Annotated in this window: 11 protein-coding genes; 3 read left to right on the top strand and 8 right to left on the bottom strand. The window is 59.3% G+C overall.

What is annotated here, in order from left to right:
* Nucleotides 1–238 precede the first annotated feature (238 nt).
* Nucleotides 239–1,759 carry a PAS domain-containing methyl-accepting chemotaxis protein gene (locus GM298_RS08210; protein WP_266153916.1) on the bottom strand — a complete coding sequence of 507 codons (1,521 nt, stop codon included), beginning with the start codon at nt 1,757–1,759 and terminating at the stop codon, nt 239–241.
* Nucleotides 1,760–2,194: 435 nt separating this feature from the next.
* On the opposite strand from GM298_RS08210, the gene ygjG reads away from it, so the two are divergent.
* Nucleotides 2,195–3,574, top strand: coding sequence for a putrescine aminotransferase (gene ygjG / locus GM298_RS08205; protein WP_032672648.1), 1,380 nt, complete (start codon nt 2,195–2,197; stop codon nt 3,572–3,574).
* Nucleotides 3,575–3,659: 85 nt separating this feature from the next.
* Here the strand turns inward: ygjG and GM298_RS08200 are convergent, their stop codons facing one another.
* The gene (locus tag GM298_RS08200) at nt 3,660–4,262 is read right to left on the bottom strand and encodes a helix-turn-helix domain-containing protein (RefSeq protein WP_025759591.1); all 603 of its coding nucleotides are present in this window, start codon (nt 4,260–4,262) and stop codon (nt 3,660–3,662) included.
* Nucleotides 4,263–4,304: 42 nt separating this feature from the next.
* Between GM298_RS08200 and GM298_RS08195 the strand changes: the two genes are divergently transcribed.
* Entirely contained in the window at nt 4,305–4,994 is a 690-nt protein-coding gene (locus tag GM298_RS08195) for a B3/4 domain-containing protein (RefSeq protein WP_266153915.1), read from the top strand.
* A 53-nt stretch (nt 4,995–5,047) separates the two neighbouring features.
* Here the strand turns inward: GM298_RS08195 and lsrG are convergent, their stop codons facing one another.
* Genes lsrG through lsrA form a run of 6 tightly spaced genes read right to left on the bottom strand, consistent with a single transcriptional unit; the run spans nt 5,048 to nt 10,734 of the window.
* Nucleotides 5,048–5,341, bottom strand: a complete 294-nt coding sequence (gene lsrG / locus GM298_RS08190; protein ID WP_008503162.1) for a (4S)-4-hydroxy-5-phosphonooxypentane-2,3-dione isomerase — start codon at nt 5,339–5,341, stop codon at nt 5,048–5,050.
* Complete coding sequence (gene lsrF, locus GM298_RS08185) at nt 5,338–6,225, bottom strand: 3-hydroxy-5-phosphonooxypentane-2,4-dione thiolase (RefSeq protein ID WP_025759588.1); 888 nt, start codon at nt 6,223–6,225, stop codon at nt 5,338–5,340. Before lsrF ends, lsrG begins: the two co-directional genes overlap by 4 nt.
* Nucleotides 6,226–6,236: 11 nt before the next feature.
* A complete protein-coding gene (gene lsrB, locus GM298_RS08180; RefSeq protein WP_025759587.1) occupies nt 6,237–7,238 on the bottom strand; it encodes an autoinducer 2 ABC transporter substrate-binding protein LsrB in 1,002 nt (333 codons plus the stop codon).
* Complete coding sequence (gene lsrD, locus GM298_RS08175; protein ID WP_128339721.1) at nt 7,235–8,218, bottom strand: autoinducer 2 ABC transporter permease LsrD; 984 nt, start codon at nt 8,216–8,218, stop codon at nt 7,235–7,237. Before lsrD ends, lsrB begins: the two co-directional genes overlap by 4 nt.
* A complete protein-coding gene (gene lsrC / locus GM298_RS08170) occupies nt 8,219–9,250 on the bottom strand; it encodes an autoinducer 2 ABC transporter permease LsrC (RefSeq protein ID WP_266153914.1) in 1,032 nt (343 codons plus the stop codon).
* Nucleotides 9,247–10,734 (bottom strand): autoinducer 2 ABC transporter ATP-binding protein LsrA, encoded by a 1,488-nt coding sequence (gene lsrA, locus GM298_RS08165; protein ID WP_095450132.1) that lies wholly within the window; start codon nt 10,732–10,734, stop codon nt 9,247–9,249. The genes lsrC and lsrA overlap by 4 nt, the downstream gene beginning before the upstream one ends.
* 215 nt (nt 10,735–10,949) lie before the next feature.
* On the opposite strand from lsrA, the gene lsrR reads away from it, so the two are divergent.
* Nucleotides 10,950–11,921, top strand: coding sequence for a transcriptional regulator LsrR (gene lsrR, locus GM298_RS08160; protein WP_266153913.1), 972 nt, complete (start codon nt 10,950–10,952; stop codon nt 11,919–11,921).
* Nucleotides 11,922–11,936 lie beyond the last annotated feature (15 nt).

Genomic DNA, 11,936 nt, shown 5'->3' with positions numbered 1-11,936 from the left:
TCACAATGGATAGGTAGCGGCTATTAATATTGCTTCATCGATCGTTACCAGACCGCCAGACGGGGCTTTTTCGAAATAGCATTCTGAAGAACTGACTTAGGCAGGAATAAATAACTGAGGCACTTTCTTTAGTTATTTAATATCAAATTAACATTAAACCACATGAATAGTTACATTCGGAAAAATAAAAAGCCGCTTATACCTTACGGTATAAACGGCTTTTCTGGAACATAATGGCTTAATGGAGCACGGTCACGGCATCCTTAAGACGTCCGGCGCGGTGTTTCACCATCGCAGAAATGTGCGCGCTCTCCTCGACCAGGTCGGCGTTTTTCTGCGTGATGCTGTCGAGCTCGGCCACCGCGCGGGTTAACTCTGACAACCCGGTGGCCTGCTCGGACGTGGCGTGGCTGATCTGGGCGATCAGCTGCGTCACGTTTTGCACCTGCTCGACAATATCATCCATCGTGCGGCCTGCGGCGTGGACCTGTTCGGAGCCGGACTGCACCTTGCTGGCGCTGGCATCAATCAGCTTACGAATATCATTTGCTGCACTGGCGCTGCGGCTGGCGAGATGGCGCACTTCACCAGCCACCACGGCAAAACCTTTCCCCTGTTCGCCGGCCCTTGCCGCTTCAACAGCCGCATTCAGCGCCAGAATGTTGGTCTGGAACGCGATGTCGTTAATCAGGGAGGTAATGGAGCCAATGCGCTGCGTGCTGTCGGCGATGTCATCCATGGTTTTAACGACGGTCTGCATCGCATTACCCCCTTTCGTCGCCGCACTGCTGGCAGCCACGGAGAGTTTATCCACCTCGGCGGCGGTTTCAGAATTACTCTGTACGGAAGCGGCCATCTGGTTCATTGTCGCGACGGTCTGCTGTACGTTTGCCACGGTCTGACGCGTACGATCGTTCAGATCGTCATTTCCCTTCGCCAGCCTGTCGCTGCCGTCACGGACGCTCACCACCTGGCTCGAGACGTCATTGATCAACCAGCGGCACATCAGGCCCAGCTGCCCTACCGCCCGCAGCGTCAGCCCCAGCTCATCGCTGCGGTTCAGATGTTCCACGCTGTTGCGCTCACCGGTTGCAACCCTCAGCGCCTGTCGCGCCACATTCTCTACCGGGCGGACAATCTGTTGCTCAAACAGCAGCGTCCCCAGCAGCATCACCACCGCAGCAGCGGCGAGCGGTGTCCAGCCTGCGGAGGTGGCAACCAGCGAGGCGGCGAGTACGGCAAAGAGTACCGCCATCACGCTGCGCACGCGCCAGCGCAGCGGCATGGCCGGTAGTTTACCCAGCCAGCCCTTTCTGACCACCAGCCCTTTATGAATACGTTTCTTACAGCTTCCGCCATTCAGCGCCCGGTAGAGCGGCTCCACGGTGGCAATTTCCTCCTCAGTGGCCCTGGTGCGAATCGACATATAGCCTGTCACCTGCCCGTGGCGCACCATCGGCACCGCGTTAGCACGCACCCAGTAGTGGTCACCGTTTTTACGTCGGTTTTTGACGATCCCGCTCCACGGCTCGCCCTGCTGCAGCGTGTACCACATATCGGCAAACGCGGCTTTTGGCATATCGGGGTGGCGCACCATATTGTGTGGCTGGCCCGTCAGCTCATCGAGCTGGTAGCCGCTCACCTGCACAAAGGTGTCGTTGGCGTGGGTGATGTAGCTGTGGATGTCTGTGGTAGACATTAAGGTGGTGTCATCGTCCAGAGGATATTCATTCTGGGTGACATAGGTTGGAGAGGACATCGTGGGCATCCCTTGCAGGTTATTTGAATGTTAATTTTGTGGGTCAATGTTTTTTCGGCGGTAAACAATTTATCTTTAGTTGTTAAACTTGATGAAGATCGCAGATTTGACTTAAACCATACTTTTTGTACGATTTTATAATCCATTGATTTCAAATACTTTCGATAAGAAATTACCCACAGTGCATGACCCGTTAACGCCCACTTAAGTTGCAGCAACTGCACCTCTTTAGTGCAACGTGGCGCTTACCCTCTCCCTGATGCTCGCAATCCTGTACCGCGAAATCCCGTTTCGGTTGTATCGGCATGATTAAATATTGTGCAACATTATTTTAACCTGGCGTTTATCCCGATTTTCGTTAAGGCAGCTGAAGTGGCGTAATCCCTGCAATACTTAAACCAGTATCATGTGATACGCGATCCCCGGGAGCATATTTTGAACAGGTTACCTTCCAGCGCCTCGGCTCTTGCCTGTACCGCGCACGCACTGAATCTCATTGAGAAGCGAACGCTTGATCATGAGGAGATGAAACAACTTAACCGAGAGGTCATCGATTACTTTAAAGAGCACGTCAATCCAGGGTTTCTTGAGTATCGCAAATCTGTTACCGCCGGCGGGGATTACGGAGCCGTAGAGTGGCAAGCGGGGAGTCTGAACACGCTTGTCGACACCCAGGGACAGGAGTTTATCGATTGCCTGGGAGGTTTTGGAATTTTCAACGTGGGGCACCGTAATCCAGTTGTGGTTTCCGCCGTACAGAATCAACTTGCGAAACAACCTCTCCATAGCCAGGAGCTGCTCGATCCGCTTCGCGCCATGCTCGCAAAAACGCTGGCAGCCTTAACGCCCGGCAAACTGAAATACAGCTTCTTTAGCAACAGCGGCACGGAATCGGTCGAAGCGGCGATTAAGCTCGCCAAAGCGTACCAGTCGCCGCGCGGGAAATTCACCTTCATTGCCACCAGCGGCGCGTTCCATGGTAAATCCCTGGGCGCACTGTCGGCGACCGCGAAATCCACCTTCCGCAAACCGTTTATGCCGCTGCTGCCGGGCTTCCGCCACGTGCCGTTTGGCGACATTAACGCCATGCGCACCGTGCTGACGGAATGCCGTAAAACCGGTGATGACGTGGCTGCGGTGATCCTGGAGCCGATTCAGGGTGAAGGCGGCGTGATCCTCCCGCCGCAGGGCTATCTGCCTGCCGTGCGTCAGTTGTGCGATGAGTTTGGCGCATTGCTGATCCTCGACGAAGTCCAGACCGGGATGGGGCGCACCGGCAAGATGTTTGCCTGTGAGCACGAGAACGTTCAGCCGGACATTTTATGCCTGGCGAAAGCGTTGGGCGGCGGCGTGATGCCAATCGGTGCGACGGTCGCCACCGAAGAGGTCTTCTCGGTGCTGTTCGACAATCCGTTCCTGCATACCACCACCTTTGGCGGTAACCCGCTGGCCTGTGCGGCCGCGCTGGCGACCATCAACGTGCTGCTTGAGCAAAACCTGCCTGCGCAGGCGGAGCAAAAAGGTGACATGCTGCTGGACGGCTTCCGCCAGCTGGGCCGTGAATACCCGGATCTGATCCAGGAAGCACGCGGCAAAGGGATGCTGATGGCGATTGAGTTTGTTGACAACGAAATCGGCTATAGCTTCGCGAGCGAGATGTTCCGCCAGCGGGTGCTGGTCGCCGGCACGCTGAACAACTCGAAAACCATCCGCATTGAACCGCCGCTGACACTGACTATTGAGCAGTGTGAGCAGGTGCTGAAAGCGGCACGCAAAGCGCTGGCGGCGCTGCGCGTGAGTGTGGAAGAGGCGTAATCAACGCCGGGTGGCGCTACGCTTACCCGGCCTACCAAATACGGCATATGTAGGCCCGGTAAGCGTAGCGCCACCGGGCTGCTTTTTATCGGTGAAACTCCGCAACCGTCATGGTGAAGCGAAGTACGGTATTGCCTTCATTGGCATAGCCGTGCGCGGCTTCCGTTTTCGCCACTGCCGACGCCCCGGCAGCCACCTGCGTCACCGTCTCGTCCACCGTCAGCGTTAACATGCCCTCATTCACGTGCAGCAGCTCAAAGGTGCCCGCCGGATGTCCCGAAGAGCTAAAACGCTCTCCCGGCTGCATCTCCCACTGCCATAGTTCAATCATATCCGGGCCCGCGGTGCCTGCCAGCAGTCTGGCGTAACCGCCCTGTGTGCCCTGCCACAGCACCGGAATCGCGGCTTCTTCGATAACGTGCACCTGCGGCTCGCTGGAGACGTTAACGATATCCGCCACTGAGATACCGAGCGCGGCGGCCAGTTTGCACAAAATGGCGATGCTGGGGTTGGCTGCGCCCTTTTCGATCTCCACCAGCATGCCTTTGCTGACGCTGGCGCGGCGGGATAGCTCATCCAGCGACAGTTTTTTCTCTTTGCGCCAGTTGCGTATGCGGTTCGCGACGGCCAGGCTTACCTGGGCAATATCGGCCCCCTGCTCAGTCATTATATTGACTTTATCAGTCATTGGTCACTACCATGGTATAAAACAGTCAATACAGGATTATTTATGTCTCTCGTTACGCCGTCAATAGACTCACGTCTTGCCGGGATTGCCCCAGGCTTTCGGGCGTTGAGCATTCTGGTTGAAGCTGCGCCGATTACCCACCCGGAAGTGGCGACCGCCGCGCTGGCGCAGGCCTGCCAGCAGATGCTTAATGATGATGTGCCCTGGGCTGATGCACACCTTTCAGGCTGGGATGAGGTGTTTAAAGCCTTCGGTGCGAAACCGAAACGCACGCCCTGCTCGGCATCCGCCCTGCGTAAGCGGGTCCTGAAAGACGGATCGCTGCCGCCGCTGGATCCGGTGGTGGATATCTATAACGCGGTGAGCATTCGCTACGCCATTCCGGTCGGCGGAGAAAATCTCACGGCGTATTCAGGCGCGCCGCGTCTGACGCTGGCCGACGGCAGCGAGCCGTTTGATACCTTCAAAGAGGGACAGCCGGTGGTGGAACATCCGGAACCGTGCGAGGTTATCTGGCGCGACGATCTCGGCGTCACCTGCCGCCGCTGGAACTGGCGCCAGGGGATACGGACGCGCCTGAACAGCCAGGCGCACACCATGTGGTTTATTCTTGAAAGCCTGCCGTCGATGCCGCTTGCAGCGCTGGAAGAGGCGGGTGCGGAGTTGGTGGATAGCCTGCAGCGGCTGATGCCGGGAGCCAGGTCTCAGGTTCAACTGCTGGCGCTGGCCTGAACAACGCCGGGTGGCGCTACGCTTACCCGGCCTACAAACCTTTATAACGCCTGTTACTCCGGCAACAACCCGACAAAACTGCGTTTTTTGCGCGGCTCGGACATCAACTCTTCAAGTTTATCCACGCACGCCAGATAGTGCGGAGTTTGCTTGTGCGCCAGCACCGCCTCTTCGTCTTTATAGGCCTCGTAGATAAAGAACCGGGTTTTCACCCTGGGATCCTGCAATACGTCAAAGCGCAGATTTCCGGGCTCCTGAATCGCCCCCTCGTGGTTGGCGCGAAACACCTCAAGAAACTCGTCCACCCGCTCGGGCTTAATGTTGATTTCAACCAGCGTCACGTTCATTTTGCTTCTCCCTGTTTCTCTTCCTGCCAGAACTGGAACGCCTCCCGGGCGTTCATGTTCTCGTGAACCACTTTCTTCACCGCCTTCAGCATGGCGAGCGGCGCGCTGGACTGGAAGATATTGCGTCCCATGTCCACGCCGGAAGCCCCCTGATCAATCGCGCGCCAGCACATCTCCAGCGCCTCGTGCTCCGGCAGCTTTTTGCCGCCGGCGATGACGATCGGGACCGGGCAGCTGGCGGTCACTTTTTCAAAGCCCTCGTCCACATAGTAGGTTTTGACGAACTGCGCTCCCATTTCGGCGGCGATGCGGCTGGCGAGCGAGAAATAGCGCGCGTCCCGCGCCATCTCTTTCCCGACGCCGGTCACCGCCAGCGTCGGCATACCGTAACGCGCCCCGGCGTCCACCAGCTTGATGATGTTGTTGATCGACTGATGCTCAAACGGGCTTCCGATATAGACCTGCGCCGCCACCGCGCAGACGTTCAGGCGCAGCGCGTCCTCCATCGCCACCGCCACGCACTCGTTGGAGAGCTCACCCAGAATCGAATTCCCCCCGGAGGCACGCAGCACCACCGGTTTATTCGTCGCGGCCGGCACCTGGCTCCTGAGGATGCCGCGGGTACACATCAGCACGTCGGTTTCGCCGAACAGCGGCGCGATGGAGAGATCGATACGCTCAAGGCCGGTGGTCGGCCCCTGAAAATAGCCGTGGTCAAAGGCCAGCATCACCGTGCGGTTGCTTTGCGGGTTAAAGATGCGCGCCAGTCGAGACTGCATTCCCCAGTCCAGCGAGCCGCAGCCTTTCAGGGTGAACGGCACATTTTGCTGCGGCGTGCCGATGCCAAAATCCTTACCGTCTTTGATGTCGTCTAAATCAGCCATTTGCTCCCCCGTCAGAAATCGTATTTGTTGATGTTCTCTTTGGTGAACACCACGCGCTCCGGCAGCAGCACGATGCCGTTGCCCTTCGCCTCATACTGGTAGCCCTGCACGCTGTTCGGCTCGACCTTCAGCGCCCCGATGTTTTTTACGTCCACGCTGTCGCCAACGTTAAGATCGCCTTTTTTAAGCAAACGATCGGCGACATTGACCGCAATTTTGCCCTGTTGTACGACATCCCACAGACCGAAGGCTTTCACCGTGCCGCGCTCCACGTACGGGCGCATCACGTTCGGCGTGCTGAACCCGACAATCGCTACTCCTTCCCGCTTCAGGTTTTCTGCCGCCTGGGCGGCGGCGGGAAGTGCGTTGGCGTCCGGCGCGATAATGGCATCCAGATCCGGATACGCTTTTAAGATCCCCTCGGCGGTCTGCAGGGATTTGGTGGCGTCGTTATAGCCAAACTGCGTGGTCACGATCTGCCACTGGGGATGGTCTTTCTCAATTTTGGCCTTCGCCTCTTTTACCCACTGGTTCTGGTCGGTAACGGTGGGGCTGGAGTAGAAGAACGCCACTTTGGCATTCGGTTTGGTGACCTGCTTGCCCGCCATCTCCACCAGCAGGCCGCCGAGCTGTTCCGGCGTCCCCTGGTTGATGTAGATGCTGCGGCACTCCGGTTTGGTGTCGGAGTCCCAGGTCAGGACCTTGACGCCACGCTGCATCGCGCGCTTCAGCGCCGGGCAGAGGCCGTCCGGCGACACGGCGGAGACAATAATCGCGTTATAGCCCTGGTTGACGAAGTTATTGATGAGCTGCACCTGACCGGAGACGCTCGGCTCGGTGGGGCCGTCGTAGGTGACGTCCACGCCAAGATCTTTCCCCGCCTCTTTCGCGCCGTTGCCGCCGCTGGTGAAGAAGCCGACCCCCACCAGTTTCGGGATAAAGGCAATGCGGTCCGCGGCCTGCGCCGAGGCGAAGCTGAGGGCCATTGCCAGGACGAGCAGTTTTGTTTTCATCTTACGCTCCGGGTAGTTTTCAGGAAGATATTGCGCACCCATTCACGGTGCAGACTCAGCGACCGTCCCATCACCACCACAACCAGCAGCGCCCCTGACAGCGCGCTCGACACCTGGTTGGGGATGCCGACCATCTGTAAACCCTGCTGCAGGTAGCCCACCAGCAGCGCCGCCAGCGCCGTACCGACAACCGAACCTGACCCGCCGTAGATATTGGCCCCGCCGAGCACGGCGGCGGTGAGTGCAGGCATCAGCAAATCGCGCCCCAGATCCGAGCGCGCAGAGCCGAAATAGGAGACCATCACCAGCGCGGCAATGGCCGAGGCCACGCCCACCAGGCCGTACAGCGCATAGGGCATGCCGTTCACCGACAGCGCTGCGTAGCGCGCCGCGCGCGGGTTCTGCCCGATCAAGAACAGATGACGGCCAAAGCGCCCGCGGTGGGCAATCAGCCAGAAGAAAACGGTCATCACCGCGAACAACACCAGCGGGACTGGCAGGCCAAGCACCGTGAGGTTAGCGAACGCGGTAAAACTGTCAGGGAAGCCGCCAATCCCCTCATAGCCCGTCGCTCCCGCCATGCCGGAGAGCAGCAGCGCCCCGCCGCCGTAGAGGTAGAGCGTGCCGAGGGTGATAACCAGAGGACTAATGCCGGTGTAGTGGATCAGCGCCGCATTCAGCAGTCCGCACAGCAGGCCCAGCAGCAGCGTCAGAGGAATGGCAACCGCCATCGGCCACCCGGCCTGCATCATCACCCCCAGCGCGATAGCGCACAGGCCGATGGTGGACCCCAGCGAAATATCGATCCCGCCGCTGACGATTACCAGCGTCAGCGGCAGCGCCACAATACCGATGCAGATGAAATCGCTGGTGCTGAACAGCAGCATGTTGATGTCGAGCATGCGCGGGTTGAGGGCGCCAAAGAGCAGGATCTCCAGCACCAGTAACATCAGCAGCGCGCTTTCCCAGTTAAGCTTCATTTACGCCACCTCTTTTTTGCGTTTGGGATAGGGGGTGACGTGCTTTCCCCCTCGGTTGCCCGGCTGGAAGCGACCGTACTTGAGCGCCCGCTGATGACGCGCCAGCGCCTGGCGCAGCCGCCCGTCGAGCACCAGCACGCCCAGCAGCACCAGCCCGGCGATAAAGTCGTTCCACCACGCCGGGAGCTTAAACAGCACCAGCACGGTGTCGATTTGCGTCAGGAAGAAGGCACCGAGTAACGCGCCAATCAGCGTGCCCGTGCCGCCCAGCAGCGAAATGCCGCCGAGCACGCAGGCGGCAATGGCTTTCATCTCCAGCCCGCTGCCGGTCTGGTTCGGCACAAAACCGATCTGTGAGGCAAAGACGATCCCGGCGCAGGCCGCCAGCATGCCGTTAAGCGTAAAGGCGATCATCCGCGTGCGGTTCACCGCCACGCCCAACTGGCGCGCCGCGGCAAGGTTATCCCCCACGGCATAGAAATCACGACCAAAGGCGGTGCGCGACAGCGTCCACGCACCTGCGGCGGCTAAAAACAGCACCCCCATACCGAGCGGCGAAACGCCGAGGGCCACCGGCTCTGAGAGGGATTTCAGCCCGGGCGGCAGCCCTTCAATCCACTTCCCGTCGGTCCAGAGCAGCATTGCCCCGCGGTACAGCCCCAGCGTGCCGAGGGTGGCGACTATCGCCGGAATGCGCAGCCCCACCACCAGAAAACCGTTGAACGCCCCCGCCAGCGCCCCAACGGACAGGGCAAAGAGCATTGCCACCGGCAGGCTGTATCCGCTGTTGAGCGCCACGCCGACGGCAATCGCCGACAGCCCGACGGTAGAGCCCACGGAGACATCAATATTGCGGGTCAGCATCACCAGCGCGGCACCGAGCGCCAGCAGGATCAGGATTTGCGCGCTGGCGAAGATCATCCCCAGCGTCTGAAGGCTCAGGTACGCTGGATTAAGCGCCACCAGCACGACAAACAGCGCCAGAATGGCGAGAAAGGCGCTCAGCTCACGATTTTTCAGTAACGTCTTCATGATTGTCCTCCGAACGCCAGCGCCATCATGCGATCCAGGCTGACGGCATGGCGTGGCAGTTCGCCGCTGAGCACGCCCTGGTGCATCACCAGCACGCGATCGGCGAGGCCTGGAAACTCATCGAGATCGCTTGAGATCATCAGCACCGCCACGTTCTGCGCCGCCACGCTTTTGAGCAGCTGATAGATATCGGCCCGCGCCGCCACGTCCACGCCGCGCGTGGGCTCATCGACGATCAGCAATAATGGATTGGCTTCAAGACAGCGCGCCAGCAGCACCTTCTGCTGGTTGCCGCCGGAGAGGGTGCGCACGGGTTGATCCGCATGGTTGAGCTTGATCCCGAGCGCCCGGTGGTAGCGTTCCACCACCGCAGACTCCCGCTTGCGCTGCTGCCAGAGAGACGGCTCGTTCAGGGCCACCGTGTTCCAGCGAACCGGCGCATCCAGGAACAAACCGGATACCTGCCTGTCCTCCGGCAGGTAGACCAGGCCTTTGTCCAGCCGTGCGCCCACGCACTCGTGAGTGATCTCCTGATTCTCCAGCCAGACCCGCCCGCCGCGCACCGGGCGCAGGCCGTAGAGGGTTTCGGCAAACTCGGTGCGCCCGGATCCCACCAGCCCGGCCAGACCGACGATCTCTCCCGCGTAGATCTCAAGGCTCAGATCGATAAACCCCTCCCCGGTGAGTGAGTCCACCCGCAGCACCGGAAAGTCCTGCGGCTGGGTACGGCGATTGCCCGGCAGCGCCAGCCACAGTTTTTGCGCATCGCTTAAGCCTTTCTCCCGGCTCACCGGCGTCATGGCTGCGATCAGGGCGTTATCGTCGAACTGCGCCGTTTCGCCGCTCAGTACCACCGCACCGTCGCGCATCACCGAGACGTGGCTCGAAAGCATGCGGATCTCCGGCAGCTTGTGGGAGATAAAGACAATCCCGACGCCGAGATCCTGAAGGGCACGGATCTGCCGGAACAGGCGCTCGGTTTCGCCGGGCGTGAGCGAGGCCGTGGGTTCATCAAGGATCAGGATCCTGGCGTTGCGCATTAATCCACGCAGGATCTCCACCATCTGCTGATCCGCCACTTCCAGGGTGCTGGCGGTGGCGTCGAGGTTAAGCTGGCACTGCAGCTGCTGGAGCTTATCGGCCAGCCGCTTTTCCAGATCCCGTTCGCGCGGCAGGCGGAAAAGGATGTTCTCCCTCACCGTCAGGTTGGGGAACAGCAGCGGCTCCTGCGGCACCAGATAGATGCCTAACGAGTGCGCCTGCACCGGGGAGAGCCGCGCATATGATTGCTCCCCGACACAAAGTTCACCGCTGTCCGGCGTCTCAACCCCAGCGATGATCTTCATCAGCGTCGATTTTCCCGCACCGTTACCGCCCATCAGCGCATGTACCTGACCCGCAAGCAGTGTGAAATCAATGCCTTTCAGAACCGGCACACCGGAGAACTGCTTGCAGATATCGCGCGCTTTAAGAAGTGGGGTCATCATCGCTCCGCTATTGAACAAATGATTTTTAGATTTAATAATGTTCAAAAGCGTAGACGGTGAACTATATTTACAACCGTGCAGGGATCACAGTTTTATCGATTAAGATCCAGATTAAACAGAAAGCACCATAAAGATCCGTTTTGTCGCGTGGCTCACATTTTCCTCGCGCGCCAACGCGAACATATGATCTAAATTTTTATAAGAGTTCAACTATGAGCGATAAACGCACTGCGGAAGAAGGACGGTTTGTCGGGCTGGCACTGGCGGAAGAGGAGCTGGTGGCCCGCGTGGCCTGGTGTTACTACCACGACGGGCTGACCCAGAATGACATTGGCGAACGGCTTGGCCTGCCGCGGCTTAAAATCTCCCGCCTGCTGGAGAAGGGGCGTCAGTCCGGGGTGATCAGGGTGCAGATCAATTCCCGCTACGAGGGCTGTCTGGCGCTGGAAACCGAGCTACAACAGCGCTTTGGCCTGAAGCTGGTGCGCGTACTGCCTGCCCTGAATACCCCGCCGATGAGTGTGCGGTTAGGCATTGGCGCTGCGCAGTCACTGATGGGCGTGCTGGAACCCGGCCAGCTGTTAGCGGTGGGATTTGGTGAAACCACCATGAGCAGCCTGCAGCACCTGAGCGGCTTTATCAGCTCACAGCAGATCCGCCTGGTCACCCTTTCCGGTGGCGTGGGGCCGTATATGACCGGAATCGGCCAGTTGGACGCCGCCTGCAGCGTCAGCATGATCCCCGCCCCGCTGCGCGTGTCATCCGCAGAAGTTGCCGGGATCTTAAAACGCGAAACCAGCGTGCGGGACGTGATCCTCGCCGCGACCGCAGCCGACGTGGCGGTGGTCGGCATTGGTTCGGTGAACCAGCGCCGTGACGCAACGATACTGCGCTCCGGCTATATCAGCGAGGGCGAACAGCTGATGTACGCCCGTAAAGGCGCGGTCGGCGACATTCTCGGTTATTTCCTCAATGCCGAAGGAGAATGCGTCGAGGAGCTGGAGATCCATAAAGAATTACTGGGCGTCACGCTGGATGAACTGGCGCAGCTGCCCACCATCGTTGGCGTAGCCGGCGGTGTTGAAAAAGCCGATGCGATTAATGCCGCACTGAAAGGTCGCCGTATCAATGGCCTGGTGACGGAAGAGACGACAGCCCGCGCGGTGCTGGCTCTGGCCGGATAAGAGTCGCCCTGCGCT

The organism is Enterobacter sp. HSTU-ASh6 (assembly GCF_026319105.1).
GTDB classification, from domain to species: Bacteria; Pseudomonadota; Gammaproteobacteria; order Enterobacterales; family Enterobacteriaceae; genus Enterobacter; species Enterobacter sichuanensis.
This window is presented reverse-complemented; position numbering and strand designations above follow the sequence as displayed.